Here is a 20,981-nt window from a genome sequence, read left to right on the forward strand (position 1 = left end):
CTTCCGGCGACGGGCCGGGACCACTCTCGAGCCGTCGGCTCACCTTTCTGCCGCCGCAACCGGATCGACGCCTAGGCCGCCATCCGTGTTACTAGCCGATCCGGCGAGAAACAGCTCGTCCACTGTGGACCGATCTCATGTGCTTCCCAGCTTATCGCCGTCGAGGGGGTGTGGAACCCCTCGCGGTAAATCTGTGGACAACTCGCCGGTGTTGGGGTCGCCTGTGGACAACTCGGGCTGATCGGCCCGAGTTGTCGGTGCCGTGGTGCATGATCGGAAGGGCGAGGAGAACACAGCCTGGAATCGGCGCCGCAGGAGGAGGTGGCACGGCGGCGGTGCACGTCAACCGGGCTGCAGTGCCTCCAGCGCCTCGCGCAGCTTGCCGGAGACCGGTTGCGGCCGGCGGGACTCGCGGTCCACGAAGACGTGCACGAAGTGCCCTTCCGCGACCAGGGACTCGTCGGCCGCGTACATCCCGATCTCGTAGCGGACGCTGGACTTCCCGAGATGCGCCACCCGCAACCCGACCCTCAACGAACCAGGAAAGGACACCGATGAGTGATACCCGCAGTGCGACTCGACGCACAACCCGATCACCGCCCCGGTTTCGATGTCGAGGCCGCCCTGCTCGATGAGCCACGTGTTGATCACGGTGTCCATCAGGGAGTAGTGGACGACGTTGTTGACGTGCCCGTAGACGTCGTTGTCCTTCCAGCGCAGCGGAACCGTCTGCCAGTGCGGGTACCCGCTCACCACAGGGACACCGACTCGCGCAGGATTCCGGACAGATCGTCCGCGGACGCTTCGCGGGGTGCGGTGGCCAGCAAGCGCTGCTGCTTGAGGGTTCCCTCGACGAGGGAGTCCACATCGGACTCCGTGTAGCCGACGGCACCGATGCCGTCCGGGATGCCGATCTGCCGCATCAGGTCGATCAGCACCGCCGGCAGGTGGTCGGCGAAGTCGCCGGGCCACTCGAAGTCGGGAGCCAGCAGGCGGGCGACGCGCAGGTGGCGGTCCGGCGCCGCGTCGAAGGTGAAGCGGAACGCGGCGGGCGCGGTCAAGGAGACGGCCATGCCGTGCGGCACCATGGGTTCTTCGCCCGGGTAGCCGTCCGGGTGGAAATCCCTGACCTGGCCGGCGATCGGGTAGGCGTTCGCGTGCGGGATGTGCACGCCGGCGTTGCCGAAGCCGAGGCCGGCGAACGTCGCGGCCAGGGCCATGGCCTCGCGGGCCTTGAGGTCGGCACCGTCGCGCACCGCGGCCGGGAGCGCCCACGACAGCAGCCGCAGCGACTGCTCGGCGAACATGTCGGCCAGCGGGTTCGAGCCGCAGTACGGCACGCGCTGCTCCGGGCGCTTGCGCTCGAACTCGGTGTACGGCTTGGCGGTGTAGCTCTCCGCGGCGTGGCACAGGATGTCCATGCCGCTGGCGGCCGTCACCCCGGGCGGCTGGCTGACGGTGAGCCGTGGGTCGACGACGGCCAGGGTCGGGCGCAGCCGCAGGTGGCTGATCCCGCTCTTGACGCGCAGCGACAACACGTCCAGGACGCAGACCGTGGTGCTCTCGGAGCCCGTGCCGGTGGTGGTGGGCACGGCGACCAGCGGCTTCAGGGGGCGGGCCGGTGCGCGGCCGCCGCCGACGGGCGCGTTGACGTAGTCCATCAGCTCGCCGTCGTTGCTCGTCAGGAGGTTGGCGGCCTTGGCGGTGTCGATGGCGGATCCGCCGCCGACGGCCACGAAGGCGTCGTACGGACCGGTTCCGCGCGCGAAGTCAACCGCCTTCTGCATGCTGACATCGGTGGGCTCGACGTGTACACCGTCGAAGACCTCGGTCTCGATGCCGTAGCCCGCGATGCCGTCGGCTATGCGGCGGGGCCAGCCTGTCGCGGCCACCTGGGGATCCGTCACGACGAGCACGCGATGCGCGCCGTACTGGGTCAGGTCGTAGCCGATCTCGTCGCTGGCGCCGGTGCCGTACTTCAACGCCGGTGCGCCATAAGTAAAAACAGTTTCATGTTCGGTCGCGGCCAAGTCTGCGGTCCTCGCTCCCTTGATCGGCTACCAGTCGGTCAAAGCGGACATTCGGCCTATCCTTGTCCGGTTTCGGTGAAGATCACTTGACTGCACTGAACGGTGCCCGCCTAAGCTCTCCTCATTAGATACCAACTGGGAGCGACCGTCGCCCAGACGGCCGTGCGGATCCTGACCGAGGCGCGTGTCCGCCGCGTGTACGCGGTGGTCGGTGAGTCCTTCCTGGAACTGCTCGACGCCCTGCAGCGGGAGCGGGAGATCACGCTGGTCTCGGCGCGCCACGACGCGGGGGCGGCGTTCATGGCGGAGGCCGAGGGGAAGCTCACCGAACGTCCCGCCGTGCTGCTCGCCAGCCGGGGACCGAGTGCGGCGAGCCTGGCCATCGGCGTCCAAACGGCGTACCAGGACGAGACGCCGATGGTCGTGCTGCTGGAGACGCCGGCGGCCGACCCGGTGCCCTCGTCGTCGGGGGCGCTGCCGACGTCGGACCTCACGGCCATGTTCGAGTCGATCGCCAAGTCGACCTTGCGGGTGACCGACCCGGACGGGCTGCCGGGGTTGCTCGCGCACGCGCTGACGACTTCGCAGGAAGGACGGCCGGGGCCGGTCGTGCTCGGCGTGCCCTGCGACGTCTGGGGCATGCCCTACGACGCGGCCAAGCCGATGGCGCGAGTGCGGCCTCCGGCGTCCGGGACGCTGGGCCGTTCGGCCGATGCCGTGGCGCAGCTGGTGGACGAGGCCAAGTACCCGGTGGTCATCGTCGGCGGGCGGGCGCGGTCGGCTCGGGACGAGCTGATCGCCGTCGCCGATGAGCTCGCGCTTCCCGTCTACAACGCCTTCCGGCGGCAGGACGCCTTCCCGGAGAACCACGCCCGCTACGCCGGTCACCTCGGGCTCGGCATCCCGGCCCGGCAGCTGGACGCACTCGAGCGCGCGGACCTGGTGCTCGCGCTCGGCACCCAGCTCGACGAGGTGACGACGCAGGCCTACCGCTACCCGACCGCGCAGCAGACGCTGGTCATGGTCGGCACCGGCATCGATGTCAGCCCGAAGCGGCGGGGGCTGACGTTCCGCGTCGACTCCGAGGTCGAGCCGTTCCTGCGGGAGCTGCGGGAGGTGGCGTCGCCGCGGACGCGGCGGGCTTCGGCGGCGAACGCGGCCGTGCACACCTTCATGACCCCGCCCGACACCAGCGGGAACACCCGGGTGCACCCGGTCGACGTCGTCCGGGCGCTGCGGAAGCTGGCGCCCGAGGACACCATCGTGACCAGCGACGCGGGTAACTTCGCGCAGTTCATGCACCGCTACTGGTGCTTCACGGCGCCGCGCAGCCAGCTCGGCCCGAGCAACGCCGCCATGGGCTACGCCGTGCCGGCCGCCGTGGCGGCGAAGCTGACCGAGCCGCGGCGGACCGTCGTGGCCATGGTCGGGGACGCCGGGACGCTCATGACCGGCCAGGAGATCGAAACGGCCGTCCGGTACCGGGCGCCGGTGATGGTGGTCGTCTTCCAGAACGGCGTCCACGGGGCGCTCGCGATGCACCAGGCCCGCACCTACGGCCGGCTCACCGGGGTCTCCATCCCGCTGACCGACTTCGCGTCGTGGGCGCGTGGGCTGGGCGCGGCCGGGTACACCGTGGACGATCGTGAAGAGCTCGAGCCCATCATCGCCAGCGCGCTGGTGCGGCAGCGGCCGTGCGTCATCGACGTGCGCACGGATCCCGACGTCGTGACCCCGGACGTGCGGATCTCGGCCCTGCTCGGACAGGCGCGTCCGCAACCTCCGGCCCAGTAACGGTTTCGTTCCGGAAAAGCTGGGAATGTCGTGTGGTAGCAGGGCGTTGGCTCGGGTAACCTGACGGTGTTCCGGTGGTGGTTCGCCGCTGAACCTTCCCAGCCGGGTCCCGGCGGGAAACAACCGGTTTCTGTCGGTGCCCCATGGCACCATCACGGTCATGACCCGCGCCGAAGCGGGCAGGGAACGAGGGGAGTTTCGACGTGACCGATCACCAGCACGCATCCGAAGCAGCGCGGAAGTCCTCCGGTGTCGTACCGGTGCTGTTCAGCGCCAGTGCCGAGACGCACGACGACGCCGTGGTCGCCGGTGAGCACGACACGACGTGGCGTTCGCCGTTCACCTCCGAGGGGCTGCGCCCGGCGAGTGGCGAATAGCTCACCCCTGCCGGGTGAAGATGGCTTGTCCGCCCTGCTCGAGGTGTGCTTTACTACTTACGGTCTCGATTTTTGTGTTCGTGATGCCTCACGCTCGCAGAACTCAGCGGGCGTAGTGTCTCCTCGCCGAGGAAGCAAACCGTCCGGGTGATGACCCGGGTCGCCGAAGTGGCTTCCTGTTTTTTGGTGTTACACATGGAGATTTTTTTATGACTCAGGGCACTGTGAAGTGGTTCAACTCCGAGAAGGGGTTCGGCTTCATCACCCCCGACAACGGTGGCGGCGACGTCTTCGTTCACTACAGCGAGATCCAGGGTAACGGCTTCAAGAGCCTGGAAGAGAACGCTCGCGTCGAGTTCGAGATCGGCCAGGGCCAGAAGGGCCCGCAGGCCACGTCGGTCACCGTGATCTGACTTTGATCTTGGAAAAGGGCCGTCACCCGTACGGGGTGGCGGCCCTTTTCGTACGCTACGCACCATGATCGAGCATGGTTACACCGTTTCCGGGTTGAGCTGCGGGCACTGCGCCCAGTCGGTGACCGAAGAAATCACCGTGCTGCCCGGAGTGGCCGAAGTGGACGTCGACGTCGCGGCCGGTCGCGTGGTCGTGCGTGCCGAAGCCGCGCTGGCGGAGGACGACGTCCGGGCCGCGGTCGAAGAAGCCGGTTTCACCTACGAGGGCGTCGCCGACCTGGTCCCGTAGTCCGCTGCCGGGCCCTCGTCCCGGTTGGTTCTTCTCCTGCTGCCGCTCCAGGGTGGACAGTCCACTGGAGATCACTGGGTGAGACGCGCGGTGTGATCTGCATCGCTTCCGTTGCGCTTCACACCGGTACTGCAACGCTCTGCAACCCTTCCGTTCCACCCGTTCGCGGAGTCTCCTGTTCTCGAGCGAAAGAACGGGAGGTCAGGTGGGCGAAACGGTGGCGGGGATCGTCGCGAACCCCGCTTCGGGGCGGGACATCCGCCGGCTGGTCGCGCAGGCGTCGGTGTTCCCCACCGCGGAGAAGGCGAACATGGTCCAGCGGCTGCTGGCGGCGTTCGCCGTCACCGGGCTCGACCGGGCGCTCGTCTCGACCGATCTGGGCGGGATTTCCGCCGCGGTGCTGCGCGCGCTCGGCCGAGGCGGCTCCTGGCCGAAGGTCGACTTCTGCGAGGACGACGCCCTCACCGGCACCGCAGCCGACACGACCAACGCGGTACGGCGCATGGTCGAGGCCGGTGCCGGGGTCATCGTCGTCCTCGGCGGGGACGGGACCGCCCGGGTCGCCGCCGCGGCCTGCGAGGACGTGCCCCTCCTCGCCCTCTCCACCGGGACCAACAACGCCTTCCCGCAGATGCGGGAAGCGACCGTCGCCGGCCTGGCCGCCGGGCTGATCGCCACCGGGCAGATCGATCCCGACCTCGTCACCCACCGCGTCAGCGTGCTCGAGGTCGTCACGAAAGCACGCAGGGAGATCGCGCTCGTCGACGTCTGCGTGTCGCTGAGCAGGCACATCGGGGCACGGGCGCTGTGGGACCCGTCGTCGCTCACCGAGCTGTACTGCACCTTCGCCGAGCCGGACGGCATCGGCCTCTCGAGCGTTCCTGGCCAGCTCTGCCCGAGCCCGCGGTCGAGCCCGGACGGCGTCGCGCTGCAACTCGGGCCGGTCGGGGAGACGCCGTACGTCGTGCACGCGCCGATCGCGCCGGGGCTCGTGCGGCCGGTCGGCGTGCGCGGCTGGGGGCTCCTGCGGCCCGGCGTGCGTGTCGAGCTCGCGGCCGCGGGCGGCGTCATCGCGCTCGACGGCGAGCGCGAACTCGAGCTGAAGACCGGGGAGAGCGCGTTCGTCGAGCTCAAGCCGGACGGGCCGTGGGTCGTCGACGTCCGGGCGGCGATGGCGGAGGCGGCGCGGAAAGGGCTGTTGCGCGCGGACACCGAACCGGGGAAGGAGCGCCGAAGATGACGGACGCCCTCAGAGGTGCGTATCGCGTGATGCGGACCATCCGGGCCGTCGAAGAGCGGGTGCGCGCGACCGGCGAAGCGGCCTGCGGCACCCGGGACGCCGGCGAGGAGGCCTTGGCCGCGGGGATCTGTCTCCACCTCGACCGCCGTGACGCCATCGCCGGCACCCACCGCCGGCACGGGCACCGCATCGCCAAGGGTGTCGACGTCGGGGCCGTCCTGGCCGAGATCCGGCACCACCGGCTGGTCGCGACGGACACGCTCGGCGGCGTCCCGCTCCTGATCTGCGGCGCCGCGATCGCCGCGAAACAGCAGGACACCGGCGGCGTCGGCGTGGCCTTCCTCGGAGACGGCCCGGGGACGACGCTGGAGGCGCTGACCCTCGCGTCGGCCTGGCACCTTCCCGTCATCTTCGTCACGGAGAACCCCGGTTACGCCGATCGGGTGGCCGGGCTCGGTGTGCCGGGGGTCGTCATCGACGGATCCGACTTCTTCGCCGTGCACGAAGCGGCCGGCGAAGCGGTCGGCCGTGCCCGCGACGGCGGTGGCCCGACGCTCCTCGAGGCCGGCTTCCCGCGGCACGTCGGCGACTGCCTCCAACGGTTCCGGACCCGCGTCACCGACACCGGTGAGCTGCGCGAACAGGTCCTCGACGCCATCGACGCCGAAGTCGCCCAGCTCGTCGAGGAGTCGGCCGCCGCGCCGAAATCCGTCCCGGCCGACCGGGACGACCCGGGGACCGACGTCTACGTCTCGTACTGAATCGGGACAAACCCGGCCCGATCGCGACGTGCGCCACCTACCGATCACCCGGCAGAAAAGGCAGACTCCGAGGAGGCACAGCGCAAGGAGCGGCGGTTGGGGCAGCGAGACCTCGAGGCGGCGTTGCCGGCCGGGGCGGATCCCCGGCGGCACGCGCGTGTCCTCGCGCAAGTGCACGAAGCGGCTCTCAGCGGCCGGGCGCTGCCCAGCCGGCTGCGGCCGGTCATCGGCGCGTCCTGGCAGCGGATGCGCCGCCTTGGCGTGGATCCGGACGGCCGGGCCGCCGCGCCCGTGCTGACCTTCGAACAGCTGGAAGCGCGCCGCCGCGCGAGCGGGCTGGCCGAGGCGATGCCGATCCTGCGTGATGGCCTGATCAGCCTCGCCGAGCAGGCCGCGCACATCATGGTGATCGCCGACGCGGGCGGCGCCGTCCTCTGGCGCGACGGCAGCGCCGCGGTCCGCCGCCGCGCCGACGGGCTCGGGTTCGTCGAAGGCGTCGACTGGCAGGAGGAGTCCGTCGGCACCAACGCGATCGGCACCGCGCTCGTCGCGCGCAGCCCGATCCAGGTGTACTCCGCCGAGCACTACGTCCGGGCCCAGCACTCCTGGACGTGTGCGGCCGCGCCGCTGCACGACCCGCGTGACGGCAGGCTGCTCGGCGTCGTCGACCTCTCCGGGGCCGCCTCGACCGTCCACGCGACGACGTTGGCGCTGGTCGACGCCGTGACGCGGCTCGCGGAGGCGCAGCTGCGCACCACCCACCGCACCGAGCTCGAACGGCTTCGCGGCTTCGCCGTCCCGGTCCTCGCGAAGGTCGGCGGCCGGGCGATGGTGGCCGACGAACACGGCTGGGTCGCCGCGGCCGCCGGGCTCGCGCCGGTCGACCGGGTTGCGCTGCCCACCGGTCTCGGGCCCGGGCGAGCTTGGCTGCCCGCGTACGGCGGCTGCTCGGTCGAGCCCGTGCCCGGCGGCTGGCTGCTCCGGCTGACCGAGAACGACGCCGCCCCGCCCACCCGCGTCGTGCTCGACGTCCGGTCGCCGCGCGAGCCCGAGCTCACCGTGGCCAGCGCGGCCGGGACCTGGACGCACCGGCTCAGCCCGCGCCACGCCGAGGTGCTGTACGTGCTGGCCAGCCGGCGCGACGGCCGGTCGGCGTCCGAGCTGTCGGCCGACCTGTTCGGCGACGCCGGCCGGACGGTGACCGTCCGCGCCGAGATGTCCCGGCTGCGCCGTCATTTCGGCGGCATCCTCGGCGCGAAGCCGTACCGCTTCGCCGACGACGTCGAGGTGGTGGTCCGGCGGCCGCCGGACCACGAAGCCGTGCTCCCGCATTCACTCGCCCCGGCCATCCGCGGCTGACCTCCCGGCGGGACATGACCCGGACGGGGATCATGGACGCCGTGCCGAAACGCCTGCCCGACACCATCGCCCCGAGCTGGCTCGTGGTGCAGCTGCTCGGCTCAGCTCTTCTTCGCGGCGACCCTGCTCACCGCGCGCGAGGCGGACCCGCGCCTCTGGACCGCTTACGGCGGCCAGCGCGCTGCCTGCGGCGATCGTCGGCTGGGCCGGGGATTCGTCGGCGATCCTGCTGTCCGTCATCGCCCTCGGCCGGCTCGCGACGCTCACCTCGGTCAGTGTCGGCGCAATCGTCGCCGCCAGCCTCCTGGACGTCGCCCTGGCGGCCCAGAGCGAGGCGCTCCTGGCGCAGACGCGGCTCGTCCAGGCCGAACACGCCCGCGCCGCCGCACTCGACGAACGCACCCGGCTCGCCCGCGAGCTCCACGACGTCCTGGCGCATTCCCTTGGCGCACTGGGCGTACAGCTCGAACTCGCCGAGGCGCTGCCGACCGAACGGTCCGATGTGGACGGTGCACTGCGGTCGGTCCGGCGATCGCGGCGGCTCGCCGCGGACGGGCTGGCCGAGGCGCGTGACGCCGTCGCCGCGCTCCGCCAGGTTGTCCCGCCGCTCACCGAAACCCTCGCCGCGGCCGCCGCCGCGCACCCGGCGTCGTCCGGCTCGACGTCCGCAACGCCCTCGCGGCCTTCACCCGGACAGGTGAAGGATTCGGTCTGGCCGGCATGCGCGAACGACTCGCCCTCGCCGGCGGCACGCTGACATCGGGCCCCGAAGACGGCCAATGGCGAGTCTTGGCGGAAGTCCGGACCTGATCACCGGTGTGCGCCGGAACACATCCGCCCAGATCACGTGCTGATGACAGCGGGCGGTGCCGGTGGCTGCGCGCGCGGCGACTCGGCTACCTTCTGCGAGTAAGGCTCACAGCGATCTCTTTCGGGGGCTCCGGGTGGCCACGCCCCCGGCCTGGGCGAGGCCCCGGATGGCAGGGGGAGGAATTTCGGGGATGACCAGCACTGCGACGGCCCCGGGGCCTGCGGCGCCCGCGCCCGGACCTCCACCGTCGCCACCGGAGGTCCGCGACCGCACCGGGGGCCGCAGCGGTCTGCTGGGGCTGCTCGACCTGCCGGGCCAGGGGGTCCGCGCGATCGTCCGGTCGGCCGCGACCACCCCCGGCCGGCTCACCGTGATCGCCGTCGGGCTGGTGCTGCTGGCGCTCGTCGCCGGGCTCGTCGCGACGCTGTCGGTGCAGGACCGCGACGACACGATCTCCGGCGTCATCGACCACCGCGAGCCGCTCGCCGCCGCGTCGCAGCAGGTCTACCGCTCTCTTTCGGACGCGGACGCGACCGCTGCGAGCGCGTTCCTCTCCATCGGCACCGAGCCACCCCAGCTCCGCCAGCGCTACGAGCGGGACATCGCCGAAGCCGGCGCCGCGCTCGCGAAGGCCGCTTCCGACGCCGCGGACGTCGCTGACGCCGCCACCCCGGTCGACATGCTGAACCAGCAGCTGCCCGTCTACACCGGGCTCGTCGAGACGGCGCGGGCGAACAACCGCCTCGGCTACCCGGTCGGTGCGTCCTACCTGCGCGAGGCGTCCGAGCTGATGCGGGCGAAGCTCCTGCCCGCCGCCCAGGACCTCTACCGGGTCGACACCGAGCGGCTCATCGAAGAGCAGGACAGCGCCACCGGTTTCCCGTGGCTCGCCACGATCCTGGTGGTGGCGCTGCTGGCCGCGCTGATCGTCACCCAGGTCTACCTGACCCGGCGCACCAACCGGCTGCTCAACGTCGGGCTCGTCGTCGCGACGGCCGCCGTCGTGGTGTCGCTCCTGTGGGGCGCGGTCGCGCTGATCGTCCAGGGCAGCCTCGTCGGCAGCGGCCAGGACGACGGTTCGCACCGCGTCGACGTGCTCGTCCGCGCGCGGATCGCCGCGCTGCAGGCCCGTGCCGACGAAACGCTGACCCTGGTCGCCCGGGGCGACGGCGGCGCGTACGAGACGGACTTCGCCGCCAAGGCGGTCCAGCTGGTCGGCCAAGACGGCCAGGGCGGTCTCCTCGGCGAAGCCCGGGGCCTGATCAAGGACGGCGACGGTGCCGCGAAGGTCGATGCCGCGTCGAAGGCCGCGGGCGACTGGATGAAGGCGCACGGGCAGGTGCGCGACCAGGACAACGCCGGGGCGTACCAGGAAGCCGTCGACTCCGCGGTGCAGGAAGACGCCAAAGGCGGCTCGGCGCCGGCGTTCCGGCAGCTCGACGACAGCCTCCAGGCCGCGATCGACGTCGGCAGGCAGGCCTTCCTCGACGACACCCACAACGGCGACCGCGCGCTGACGCTCCTCGCACCCGGCTTGGCCGTACTGGCGATCGTCGCCGCGGGCGGTGTCACCATGGGGATCCGGGAGCGACTGAGGGAGTACCGGTGAGCAGGCGGCGGAACACGGTCCGGGCGGGCGTGCTGGCGGTCGTCGCGCTGCTGGCGGCGTCCTGCGGCAGCCCGGGGAAACCGGTCGACCCGGCGCCGGTCAGCAACGCGGCCTGGCCGCAGCCCGCGCACGTCGGCGGCCCGGACGCGACGGCCGGCGGCGGCTCCGACACCAGCTGCAACCCCCTGGCCAGCCCGGCGCCGGCGGCCGGCACGACCGTTCCCGACGGCTCGACGATGTCCGAGATCAAGAAGCGCGGCAAGCTGATCGCCGGGGTCGACCAGACCACCTACCTGTTCGGGTTCCGCAACCCCACCTCGGGCAACCTCGAGGGCTTCGACATCGACATGGTCAACGCGGTCGCCAAGGCGATCTTCGGCTCGGCCGACGGCCACGTGCAGTTCCGCGCGATCCCGTCGTCACAGCGAGAAGAAGTCCTGAAGAAGCACCAGGTCGACATCGTGGTCCGGACCTACAGCATCACCTGCGCGCGCAAGAAGGAGGTCGAGTTCTCCTCCGTGTACTACGTGGCGGGCCAGAAGATCCTGGTCACCAAGGAGTCGAAGGCGCAGAAGCTGGCGGACCTGAGCGGCAAGCGGGTGTGCGCGACCAAGAAGTCGACGTCGCTGGCGAAGATCGCGACGGACTCCGCCAAGCCGGTGCCGGTCTCGGTGGACAACTGGTCGGACTGCCTGGTGATGCTCCAGCAGGGCCAGGTCGACGCGGTCTCGACCGACGACACGATCCTCGCCGGGATGGCCGCGCAGGACTCGACGCTCGAGGTCCGCGGCGAGCCGTTGACGCAGGAGAACTACGGCATCGGCGTGCCGAAGGACCGCCCGGACCTGGTCCGGTACGTCAACGCGGTGCTCGACCAGATCCGTGGCAACGGCGTGTGGCAGGACAGCTACCGCCGCTGGGTCGAAGCTCGCCTCGGAGCGGCTTCGCCACCGGCGCCGCAGTACCAGTGAACGCCGCAAGACCAGTGAACGCCGCAGTACCAGTGAGCGCAGTACCAACGGACGCAGCGCGACTAGAATCGATCTCCGCACGTCGCAGGGGATCCGGGAGGTAGCAGTGTCGGAGGAGCCGCGCCGTCCTCGGCACGCCGCGCCGGACGACCAGCAGCAGGTGGGGCCGCCGAGCTGGCAGCCGCCGCCACCGGTGCGGTGGGACACGCCGGAGCCGTCGATCTCCGGCCGTCTCGACGACGGCGAGCCGTCCGGCGGCGAAGAGACCGTCTTCCACGCGCCCGTGCGCCGTCCGCCGACGCCGCCGCGCGGCCAGCCGGCCCCCGCCCGCGGGCCGATCCCCGGCGCGGACGACCCGACGCGCCCGCCGGGCAGCATGAACCCCGTCACGCCGCCGGTCGAGCCGACGCAGGCCGTCCGCCCGGACCCGGACGCGCCGCAGCCCACGAGCGTGCTCGCCGCGCCGGCGCCGGAGACTCAGAGCATCATGCCGCCGGTGCCGCGGCCGGAAACCGGGCCGGGGACGCCGTTGCCGGACCCCGGTACCGAAAGCGTGCTGCCCGAGCGGACCAGCGAAGGACGGCACACGGGAACCGGCACCGGAGCGGGGACCGGCAGCGGGTCCGGCTCGGTCTCCGGTTCGTTCCCCGGCACTTCGCGGCGGACGTCTTCGCGGACGTCCCGGTCGCGTCGCGGCCGGCTCGGCGCGGGGCTGGTCGAGGTCCCGCCGGTACCCGCGCGCGACCCGGCGTCCGCGGTGCTGACGAACCCGGTGGTGTCGGAGGAAAAGCGGTTCTGCGGCGCCTGCAACACGAAGGTCGGACGCGGCAAGGACGGGCAACCCGGTTCGCCGGAAGGCAAGTGCGAGAACTGCGGCGCGCCGTTCTCGTTCGTCCCGAAGCTGCAGCCGCACGAGCTCGTCGGCGGCCAGTACGAGGTCCTCGGCACGATCGCCTACGGCGGCCTCGGCTGGATCTACCTCGCGCAGGACCACAACGTCAGCGACCGCTGGGTCGTCCTCAAAGGACTGATCGACACCGGTGACGCGACGGCGATGGCGGCCGCGGCCAACGAGCAGCGGTTCCTCGCCGAGGTCGAACACCCCAACATCGTCAAGATCCACAACTTCGTGCAGCACCCGGACGCCCAGAGCGGCACGACCACCGGCTACATCGTCATGGAGTACGTCGGCGGCCAGTCGCTGCGGCAGCTCGCGCTGGCGCACCACCGGGAAAGCCGCCGTCCGGAGCCGTTGCCGATCGGCCAGGTCATCGCGTACGGGCTGGAGATCCTGCCCGCGCTCGGCTACCTGCACAGCCAGGGCCTGCTCTACTGCGACCTCAAGCCCGACAACGTCATCCAGACCAACGAGCAGCTGAAGCTGATCGACCTCGGCGCGGTCCGGCGCACCGACGACTACGAGAGCCCGCTGTTCTTCACCACCGGCTACAGCGCGCCGGAACTGCCGACGCAGGGCGCGTCGGTGGCCTCCGACCTGTTCACCGTCGGGCGCACGCTCGCCGTGCTCAGCTTCGAGTTCACCGGCTACACCACCAAGTACAAGACGACCCTGCCCGGCCCGGACGCCGTCCCGCTGTTCACGCTGTTCGGTTCGTACTACCGGTTCCTGCGGCGCGCGACGCACACGGACCCCGACCGCCGGTTCCTCTCCGCCGAGGAGATGGCCGACCAGCTCACCGGGGTGCTGCGCGAGATCATGGCGCTCGGCACCGGCAAGCCGCGGCCCGGCGTGTCGACGGTGTTCGGCCCGGAGAGCCGCACGTTCGGCGTGCAGCTGGTGGTGCCCGAAACCGGCGCCAGCGTGCCGCTGCCCGGTGCGGACGAGGTCGTCGCCGGCCTGCCGATCCCGCAGGTGGACACGGACGACCCGGCGGCGGGCGTGCTCGCCACCACGACCGCGCTCGACCCGCGGGCCGCGATCGAGGCACTGGCCGGCGCGCCGCGCGAGTCGATCGAGGTGCGGCTGCGGATCGTCCGCGCCCGGGTCGAGCTCGGCGAGTTCGCGGAGGCGCAGCGGCAGCTGCAGGCCGCGCAGTACCTGGCCATCAAGAACGGCTTCCCGCACGACTGGCGGATCGACTGGTACCGCGGCCTGATCGAACTCGCGGGCGGCCGTTCGCGGGTTGCGCACGTCGCGTTCGAAGCGGTGTACGACGATCTGCCGGGCGAAATCGCCCCGAAGCTCGCTCTGGGCATCAGCGCCGAAGGTGTCGGCGACTACTTCGCCGCCGCGCGGTTCTACGAACTGGTCTGGCGCACCGACCGCACCTACGTCAGCGCCGCCTTCGGGCTCGCCCGCGTGTACCTGGCGCAGGGCGCGCGGGCGAGCGCGGTCGAGGTGCTGGAGACCGTGCCGCCGTCCTCGACCCACTACGTCGACGCGCAGGTCGCGGCGATCAAGATCAAGACGACGGCGACCAAGGCCAAGGGCCGCGAGACCCCGGTCACCGAGCACGACCTGCTCGACGCGTCCGCCCGGCTCGAGCGGCTCCGGCTGGACGTCGAACGCCAGACGCGCCTGTCCGCCGGCGTGCTCGAAGCCGCGCACGAATGGCTCAAACAGGGCAAACCGACGCCGGGTGCGCGGGTCCTGGGGTGCCGGCTCGAGGAACGCGAGCTGCGGTTCGGCCTCGAGCGGTGCTACCGCGCGCTGGCCCGGCTGGCGGCCACGCTCGAGCAGCGCATCGAGCTGGTGGACCGGGCCAACGCGATCCGGCCGCGGACGCTCACCTGATCAAGGGTTGATCTCCCAGTCGCGTTCGCCGCGCTCACGCTGGTTCTTTTCGTGCTGCGCGGCCAGCTTCTCCAGCGCCCGCGGGTCGCCGTGGGTGTTGAAGTGCTCGAAGCCGACGACGACGAACAACGCCCGCGCGCTGACCGCGATCGGGCCGTCCTCGGCGTCGAGGCGGCCGTCCGCGCTGACGTAGATCTTGCGGCCCGCGATGCCGTCCAGCCGGGCCGCGATGAACAGCGTCGAACCGACCGGGACGGGCCGCCGGAAGTCCGTCTCGAGCTTGCCGGTCACCGCCGGGCGGCGCATCAGGTTGCCGACCGTCGAGCCGAGCGCCTCGTCGAACGCGCAGGCCAGCAGGCCGCCGTGGGCGAGCCCGGGCGCGCCCTGGTGGGCCGCGGTGACGGTGAACCGCGAGTGGACGACCTGGCCCTCGCCGACGGTCGAGCGCAGGTGCAGCCCGGCGTCGGCCTCGTCGCCGCACCCGAAGCACTCCGCGAAGTGCACGCCGAGCTCGGTGCCCGGCTCCGGCGCCTCGGGGTGCGGGACCGCGGGCTCCACCGGCACCGGCGGCCAGGGTTGAGAAACACGACTCATGCGCTGACGTTAACCGGCGGGTAGCCGGCCGCCGCGCGCGACCCGGGACGTCGGCGCGCCGCCCACCTCTCTCGGTAGCCGGAAAGTTCCCCACCGTAGACAATTCGCGGCTCAGACTGCCGACCTGCGACAACCGGTCGAGACTGGGCCGATGAGCTCGAACGGCCCGATGGGCACTGCACGGGAGGAGTCGTCGCCGGCATGAGCGAACCAGCAGCAACGACGGGCAAACCGTCAGTGGACGAGAGAACCGTCAAGCGCGCCGTGTGGGCGTCCGCGATGGGCAACGCCACCGAGTGGTACGACTACGGCGTCTTCACCTCGGGCGCGATCGCGGTGAGCATCGGTACGCAGTTCTTCCCCGGTGAGGGGAACGCCGTGCTGAAGTCGCTGGCGCTGCTCGCGGTCGGGTTCATCGTGCGGCCGTTCGGCGGGGCGTTCTTCGGCCCGCTCGGCGACAAGATCGGCCGCAAGCGGGTCCTCGCCATCACGATCCTGCTGATGTCCGGGTGCACGTTCCTGGTCGGCGTCCTGCCGACGTACGCCGGCAGTTACAGCATGGGCATCGCGGCACCGATCGCGATCCTGCTGCTGCGGATCATCCAGGGCTTCTCCACCGGCGGCGAGTACGGCGGCGCGGCGACGTTCATCGCCGAGTACTCCCCGACGAAACGCCGGGGCTTCTTCGGCAGCTTCCTCGAACTCGGCACGCTGGCCGGTTACGTGCTCGGCAACCTGGTCGTGCTGTCGGTGACGCTGTCCCTGTCGTCCGATCAGGTCGACGCCTGGGGCTGGCGGATCCCGTTCTTCGTCGCGCTGCCGCTCGGCCTGATCGGGCTCTACCTGCGGAACAAGCTCGAGGACACCCCCGAGTTCCGTCGGCTGGAGGCCGCGGGCGAGGCGCCGACCAAGGCGCCGCTGAAGGAGATCTTCGTCCGCAACTGGCGGATGATCCTCAACCTGATCGGCATCGTGCTGCTGCTGAACGTCGCGGACTACCTGCTGCTGACCACGATGCCGACGTACTTCACCGACACGCTGAAGATCAACGACAACACGGCGACGCTGATCATCATCGCGGTCGAGGTCATCCAGATGGCGATCATCATCCCGCTCGGCGCGCTGTCCGACCGGATCGGCCGCAAGCCGCTGCTGCTCACCGCGGCCATCGGGTTCCTGGTGCTGAGCTGGCCCAGCCTCAAGCTGATGCAGTCCGGCAGCATCCTGTGGCTGTTCGTCGGGTTCCTCATCGTGGCGATCCTGCTGGTCTTGATCCTCGCGGTGATCGGCTCGACGTTCCCGGCGATGTTCCCCACCCGGGTGCGCTACGGCTCGTTCGCGATCGGCTACAACATCTCGACGTCGCTGTTCGGCGGCACCGCCGGGGTCATCGTGACGGCGCTGATCAAGAGCACCGGCAACGAGGACTGGCCGGCGTACTACCTGATGGCGGCGGCGCTGATCGCGATCATTCCGATCATCAAGATCCCGGAGACGTCGCAGGTGCCGATGGAGCAGATCGACACCGAAGACAACACCGGAAAGCTGGCCTCCGCGTCCGCTCGACGCTGAGCGGACGCCGGGAAATGCGGGTGCCCCGTCCGGATCACCGGGCGGGGCACTCGCGCGCCACGGGTCGGATCCGCGCCACCGGCTAGCGCGTCGTCGTAGTCACCGACGGCGCTTCCGGCCGGGTTTCGACGGGAACCGCGGTGGACGGGGAGGTCATCGGCGTCGGGCGGGACGTGGCCCGCGGGCCTGCGGACGGCACCTGCGGGGTCGACGTCCGCGGGCTGCGTGGCCGGGTCTGGCCCGGCTCGGCCGTCGGCGGCGGGATCGACGTCGCCGGGACATCGGTCGGCGACAACGACGGAGGAGCAGGAGAAGTGGTGCCGATCGTGGACAGGCCGGGGCCGGCGGGCTGCACCGGCTCCGGCGGGCCGGCGCGGTGGCCGGCCAGGAAACCGGCCACCGCGAGGACGACCGCCGTCGCGGTCGAAGTGCCCGCGACGGCGAAACGCTTGCGTCGTCGCCGGACCCGGCCGCCACGCTCGATCACGTCGGCGGCTTCGAGGCGCATCGGCGGCTGTGGGCCGCCGGCCGCGCCGGTCAGGATCGCGCGGACGTCGTCTTCGTGGTCCATGTTCGTCACCTCCCCTCCGTGGGTGCGCTGAAGGTCAGCGCACCGTAGTGCGGGCCGAGCCGGTTTCGCAGCGTGGCCAGGCCGCGGGAGGCCTGGCTCTTCACCGTGCCGGCGCTGCAGCCGAGCGCCTGAGCCGTCTCTTCGACGCTCAGGTCTTCGAAGTACCGCAGCACCAGCACGGCGCGCTGCTTGGGGGCCAAGACCGCCAGTGCCTGCCGGACCAGCAGGTCCTGGTCGCTCGCGGGTTCCGCCGGGAGTTCCGGCGGGGTGTCGGTGAGCCGCTCCCGTTTCCACCTGCTGCGCCGGTGCTCGGCGAGGAACGTGCGCAGGACGACCTTGCGCGCGTAGGCGTCCAGCGCGTCGTGCCGCGACAGCCTCGGCCAGGCGAGGTAGATCTTGAGCAGCGCGGCCTGCGTGAGGTCTTCGGCCTGGTGCCAGTCCCCGCAGAGCAGGAAGGCGGTCGATCGCAGGCTGTGCGCGCGCTCGCCGAAGTACCGGGCGAACTCGCCGTCCCACGGCGAGCCCGGCCCGGTCGACGGACGGGAGCGGGAGGTCACCTGGTTACCGGGTCTCCCACACGGCCGGCAGGTGCAGGTCACCGGTCGGCCCGGCCGGGACGGCGCGCGGGACGCGCGGAGCCGGGCCCGTGCGGGCGGGCCGGGTCGTCTCGCGCGGCGCGGGCACGACGGACGGCGCCTGGGAGCGGGGACGGCTGGTGGTCGGGACGGGGGCCACGGTCGGCTCGCCCGGCCGGGTCGCCTGGGTCGTGGTCGGGGCGACCGGCGCCTGCGCCTCCGAAGCCAGCGCGATGCCACCGGTCAGGGCGCCACCGGCGAGCACGAGCGCGCCGAGGGTCAGGGCGATGCGGATACGCAAGACAGCTCCTCATTCTCGTGGCGCGGCAGGGGATCGCTGCGCCTCTGCCCTTAGTCATGCGGCGGGTGATCACCGGGGTTGCATCGGATTTCGCGGGTTTCGGCGGAAAACACGAACGGCCGGGAAGCCCGCAGTGGACTTCCCGGCCGCCCGGTCCTCCTCGGTGGTTCAGCGGGCGAGCGCCGACAGCTTCTGCCAGCTCGCCCAGTCGTAGGTCCAGTCGCTGTAGTCGCCGTCCTTCGCGGTCAGCGTCTGCGTGCTGCCGGTGATCTCGACCGGGTCGCCGGGGAGCACGCCGTCGTAGTACTCCTTGGCGCGCGCGGGCGACAGGTTCAGGCAGCCGTGCGAGACGTTCTTCTTGCCCTGCGCCCAGACCGACGCGGCCAGACCGTGGATGAACTCGCCGTTGTTGGAGATCCGGACCGCCCACGGCACCACGACGTTCTCGTAGTGGTACTTCGGGTTGCTCATCGCGTACGTGGCCTGCTTGCCCATGACGACGTGCACGCCGCTGTGGGTGACGCGGCCGGGGTCGGAGTCGAGGCCGTAGCTCACCGGGTAGTCGGCGATCTGCTGGCCGTCGCGGATCACCTGCATGGTGTGCTGCGTGGTGTTGCCCTTGACGATCTGCGAGCGCCCGATGGCGAAGCTGGCCGAGACGTCCTGCTTGCCGTACACGCCGTCACCGATCTTGACGCCGTAGATCTTGGCGTTGACCTTCACCTGCGTGCCGGGCTTGAAGTACTCCTTCGGCCGCCAGTGCACCGAGGTGTCGCCTTCCATCCAGCCCCACGAGCCCTCGGTCTTCGGCGTGGTCTCGACCGACAGCGCCTTCTCGACGGAGGCCTTGTCGGTGACGCGGCTGGGGAAGGTCAGGGCGATCGGCATCGCGATGCCGTACGTCTGGCCGTCGCCGACGTTCAGGCTGGCCGACTGCTGGCGCTTCGGCTTGACCGTGGTGAACGCGCCGGCGATGGGCACGTTCTTGCCGTCGGCGCCCTGCGCCTGGCCGGACCAGGTGTAGGTCTTGCCGTAGCCGAGCTGTTCGGTGGTGGTCCAGCTCTTCTTGTCCGCCGACGCCTGCCCCTGGACCTGCTTGCCGTCCGGGTTGGTCAGCGTGACCGACGTGATCGTGCCGTCGGCGACCTGGACGACGACCGGTTCGCCGGGCGCGACGTCCTGGGCGCCGCCGGCCGGCGTCACCGTCAGCTTCGCGGGCTGCGCGGTGGGTGCCGGCGAGCTCGTCGGGCCCCCGCCCGACGTCCCGCTCGCCGAGACCGTCGGTTCGCTGCTGCACGCCCCCAGCGTCAGCACGGCGACCAAGCCCCATGCCACGGCAGCGCCGCGGCGCCGCGTGGAAATCCTCACCGTCACACCCATCCCCTTTTTGCCCCTTTGGTGCTTCCCCTCTTCGAGACGCCCCGCAGACCGTGTACGTTGAGCAACATTGGTGTGACGAGCATCACATCGGTCGGCGGAAGCTTTCACTGAGGGGGCACAGCCGACTCCGAGCCGTATCCGGTGATCACGGTGTCGCTGTGCGGCGCCAGACTAGCCGGTGGGTCCGACAGAACCGGGCCGGAGCCCTACGACGTTCCGGTGACCTTGGTGCGCAGAGCCGGTTTTCGCCTCGATCACGGGGTTCAACTTTGGCCAGATCCCGGTAGTCTGCTCTCAGGCCGTCGTTTTGCGTGTTCGTGGCTTCACACTCGCGGAACTTCTGACGCGAGCCATGGAGCCGACCCGCTCTTGACTCGTCTCGTTGGAACCGCCCGGGACGGTCGGGGTGCCGCTTCGGTGGCATTCGAAGCGGATCTGTGTAACGAGGAGTACAGCGGTGGCGCAAGGCACTGTGAAGTGGTTCAACGCGGAGAAGGGCTTCGGCTTCATCGCGCAGGACGGCGGCGAAGGCGACGTGTTCGTTCACTACTCGGAGATCGAGGGCCGCGGCTTCCGCACCCTCGAGGAGAACCAGCGAGTGGAGTTCGAGGTCGGCCAGGGCCAGAAGGGTCCGCAGGCCCAGAAGGTCCGCGCGATCTGAAACTGAGGCTGAACAAGCCTCACAGGCCCTTTGCGCGTCTTAAGGCCTGAGTGAAGGGCCCCCGGCACTGCCGGGGGCCCTTTCTCGTGACGTCTGCGGGTGCGCGCCGGCTCAGTGCCGGGCGACGGCCGGCGCGTCGAAGGCGTCGGCGGGGAAGTGGAACTCGTCGGTGAGGTCGGTGACGTCGCTGACCTCACCGACGGCCTGCTGCCGCTGGTCCTGCAGCGAAGAGGCCTGTCCTTCCCAGTTGAGCCGCTCGAGGATCCACTCCTGAGCGAGCGCCTGCGGGGAGATCTGCCGCTCGGCGGCGATGTCCTTGAGCTGCTGGTTGGCCACGAGGCTCATCCGCAGCTGAATGACCTGAGCTTCACCGAACCGCTTGCCGGACCCGGTGCTCTCGAGGTCGTTCTCGGGAGCGAGGGCGGCGAGGTACGACGTGAGCTCGGTGTCCTCGACGGCACCGTCGTCCGCAGGCTTCGCGGCACCACGATGACGCCCGGAAGACGCGGCGGCTTTCAGGTTCGTGCGGCTGCTCAAGCGGCCAAGGGAGGGAAGAGGCACAACGCCACGATAACGTTTGCATCTCGCCACACAAACCACTGTGAGCTACAACACGCTTAAAACATACCCCATTCAGCCCAACCCCCACCCAAAAAGACCAACCCCCCACAACACAAAGCAACCCCCACCTAACCCACCGAGTCGATCACAAGATTCCGCACATCCCCGCACCTTGCGTACGGACCGCCAGGGCGCCCAGCGCCCGAGGCGGAGACCGGACCACGCTGGAAGCCGAGCGCGAGGCACCGTGGGGGGTCCGGGGGGGACTGTAAAACGAGCGGTGTAACTCCCGATCATGGAAGTGCACCTGATGACCGACATGATGTCCAGCGTGGAGAACGCTGAGGACTCGAAGGC

Annotated in this window: 21 protein-coding genes; 13 read left to right on the plus strand and 8 right to left on the minus strand. The window is 70.8% G+C overall.

The window, feature by feature from the left end; genetic code table 11:
- Nucleotides 1-342: 342 nt before the first annotated feature.
- Entirely contained in the window at nucleotides 343-756 is a 414-nt protein-coding gene (locus tag AB0F52_RS08995) for a thioesterase family protein (RefSeq protein WP_360166478.1), read from the minus strand.
- Nucleotides 750-2,030: a hydroxyacid-oxoacid transhydrogenase gene (locus AB0F52_RS09000; protein ID WP_360166481.1), complete on the minus strand. Its 1,281-nt coding sequence runs from the start codon at nucleotides 2,028-2,030 to the stop codon at nucleotides 750-752. The genes AB0F52_RS08995 and AB0F52_RS09000 overlap by 7 nt, the downstream gene beginning before the upstream one ends.
- A 135-nt stretch (nucleotides 2,031-2,165) precedes the next feature.
- Here AB0F52_RS09000 and AB0F52_RS09005 point away from each other — a divergent pair, with 135 nt between their 5' ends.
- The 11 genes from AB0F52_RS09005 to AB0F52_RS09055 all read left to right on the plus strand — a co-directional run bounded on the left by AB0F52_RS09005 (nucleotide 2,166) and on the right by AB0F52_RS09055 (nucleotide 14,409).
- Nucleotides 2,166-3,824, plus strand: a complete 1,659-nt coding sequence (locus tag AB0F52_RS09005; protein WP_360166684.1) for a thiamine pyrophosphate-dependent enzyme — start codon at nucleotides 2,166-2,168, stop codon at nucleotides 3,822-3,824.
- 203 nt (nucleotides 3,825-4,027) lie between these two features.
- Nucleotides 4,028-4,201: a hypothetical protein gene (locus AB0F52_RS09010; protein ID WP_360166484.1), complete on the plus strand. Its 174-nt coding sequence runs from the start codon at nucleotides 4,028-4,030 to the stop codon at nucleotides 4,199-4,201.
- A 209-nt stretch (nucleotides 4,202-4,410) separates the two neighbouring features.
- Complete coding sequence (locus tag AB0F52_RS09015; protein WP_013222289.1) at nucleotides 4,411-4,614, plus strand: cold-shock protein; 204 nt, start codon at nucleotides 4,411-4,413, stop codon at nucleotides 4,612-4,614.
- A 64-nt stretch (nucleotides 4,615-4,678) separates the two neighbouring features.
- On the plus strand, nucleotides 4,679-4,903 hold the full coding sequence (locus tag AB0F52_RS09020) for a heavy-metal-associated domain-containing protein (protein ID WP_360166488.1): 225 nt from the start codon (nucleotides 4,679-4,681) through the stop codon (nucleotides 4,901-4,903).
- A gap of 205 nt (nucleotides 4,904-5,108) precedes the next feature.
- Nucleotides 5,109-6,143 carry an NAD(+)/NADH kinase gene (locus AB0F52_RS09025; RefSeq protein ID WP_360166491.1) on the plus strand — a complete coding sequence of 345 codons (1,035 nt, stop codon included), beginning with the start codon at nucleotides 5,109-5,111 and terminating at the stop codon, nucleotides 6,141-6,143.
- Nucleotides 6,140-6,904, plus strand: coding sequence for a thiamine pyrophosphate-dependent enzyme (locus AB0F52_RS09030; RefSeq protein ID WP_360166494.1), 765 nt, complete (start codon nucleotides 6,140-6,142; stop codon nucleotides 6,902-6,904). Before AB0F52_RS09025 ends, AB0F52_RS09030 begins: the two co-directional genes overlap by 4 nt.
- A 96-nt stretch (nucleotides 6,905-7,000) precedes the next feature.
- Nucleotides 7,001-8,263 (plus strand): GAF domain-containing protein, encoded by a 1,263-nt coding sequence (locus AB0F52_RS09035; protein WP_360166497.1) that lies wholly within the window; start codon nucleotides 7,001-7,003, stop codon nucleotides 8,261-8,263.
- A 451-nt stretch (nucleotides 8,264-8,714) separates the two neighbouring features.
- On the plus strand, nucleotides 8,715-9,020 hold the full coding sequence (locus AB0F52_RS09040; protein WP_360166687.1) for a hypothetical protein: 306 nt from the start codon (nucleotides 8,715-8,717) through the stop codon (nucleotides 9,018-9,020).
- Between the two features lie 244 nt (nucleotides 9,021-9,264).
- Nucleotides 9,265-10,683: a hypothetical protein gene (locus tag AB0F52_RS09045; RefSeq protein WP_360166500.1), complete on the plus strand. Its 1,419-nt coding sequence runs from the start codon at nucleotides 9,265-9,267 to the stop codon at nucleotides 10,681-10,683.
- A complete protein-coding gene (locus AB0F52_RS09050; protein WP_360166503.1) occupies nucleotides 10,680-11,654 on the plus strand; it encodes a glutamate ABC transporter substrate-binding protein in 975 nt (324 codons plus the stop codon). The genes AB0F52_RS09045 and AB0F52_RS09050 overlap by 4 nt, the downstream gene beginning before the upstream one ends.
- Nucleotides 11,655-11,760: 106 nt before the next feature.
- On the plus strand, nucleotides 11,761-14,409 hold the full coding sequence (locus AB0F52_RS09055; protein ID WP_360166506.1) for a tetratricopeptide repeat protein: 2,649 nt from the start codon (nucleotides 11,761-11,763) through the stop codon (nucleotides 14,407-14,409).
- Here AB0F52_RS09055 and AB0F52_RS09060 read toward each other — a convergent pair whose 3' ends face one another.
- Nucleotides 14,410-15,003 (minus strand): PaaI family thioesterase, encoded by a 594-nt coding sequence (locus tag AB0F52_RS09060; protein ID WP_360166509.1) that lies wholly within the window; start codon nucleotides 15,001-15,003, stop codon nucleotides 14,410-14,412.
- 237 nt (nucleotides 15,004-15,240) lie between these two features.
- Here AB0F52_RS09060 and AB0F52_RS09065 point away from each other — a divergent pair, with 237 nt between their 5' ends.
- A complete protein-coding gene (locus AB0F52_RS09065; RefSeq protein WP_360166512.1) occupies nucleotides 15,241-16,575 on the plus strand; it encodes an MFS transporter in 1,335 nt (444 codons plus the stop codon).
- 82 nt (nucleotides 16,576-16,657) lie between these two features.
- On the opposite strand, the gene AB0F52_RS09070 is transcribed toward AB0F52_RS09065, so the two are convergent.
- The 4 genes from AB0F52_RS09070 to AB0F52_RS09085 form a co-directional block, all read right to left on the minus strand.
- Entirely contained in the window at nucleotides 16,658-17,146 is a 489-nt protein-coding gene (locus tag AB0F52_RS09070) for a hypothetical protein (protein WP_360166515.1), read from the minus strand.
- 5 nt (nucleotides 17,147-17,151) lie between these two features.
- Nucleotides 17,152-17,703, minus strand: coding sequence for a SigE family RNA polymerase sigma factor (locus AB0F52_RS09075; RefSeq protein WP_360166518.1), 552 nt, complete (start codon nucleotides 17,701-17,703; stop codon nucleotides 17,152-17,154).
- 4 nt (nucleotides 17,704-17,707) lie between these two features.
- On the minus strand, nucleotides 17,708-18,022 hold the full coding sequence (locus tag AB0F52_RS09080) for a hypothetical protein (protein WP_360166521.1): 315 nt from the start codon (nucleotides 18,020-18,022) through the stop codon (nucleotides 17,708-17,710).
- 168 nt (nucleotides 18,023-18,190) lie between these two features.
- Complete coding sequence (locus AB0F52_RS09085; protein ID WP_360166524.1) at nucleotides 18,191-19,402, minus strand: Ig-like domain-containing protein; 1,212 nt, start codon at nucleotides 19,400-19,402, stop codon at nucleotides 18,191-18,193.
- Between the two features lie 457 nt (nucleotides 19,403-19,859).
- Between AB0F52_RS09085 and AB0F52_RS09090 the strand changes: the two genes are divergently transcribed.
- Entirely contained in the window at nucleotides 19,860-20,063 is a 204-nt protein-coding gene (locus AB0F52_RS09090; protein WP_003097368.1) for a cold-shock protein, read from the plus strand.
- A 111-nt stretch (nucleotides 20,064-20,174) separates the two neighbouring features.
- On the opposite strand, the gene AB0F52_RS09095 is transcribed toward AB0F52_RS09090, so the two are convergent.
- Nucleotides 20,175-20,624 (minus strand): hypothetical protein, encoded by a 450-nt coding sequence (locus tag AB0F52_RS09095; protein WP_360166526.1) that lies wholly within the window; start codon nucleotides 20,622-20,624, stop codon nucleotides 20,175-20,177.
- Nucleotides 20,625-20,981: the final 357 nt, after the last annotated feature.

Origin of the sequence: Amycolatopsis sp. NPDC024027 (genome assembly GCF_040638975.1) — a bacterium.
Taxonomy (GTDB): Bacteria; Actinomycetota; Actinomycetes; order Mycobacteriales; family Pseudonocardiaceae; genus Amycolatopsis.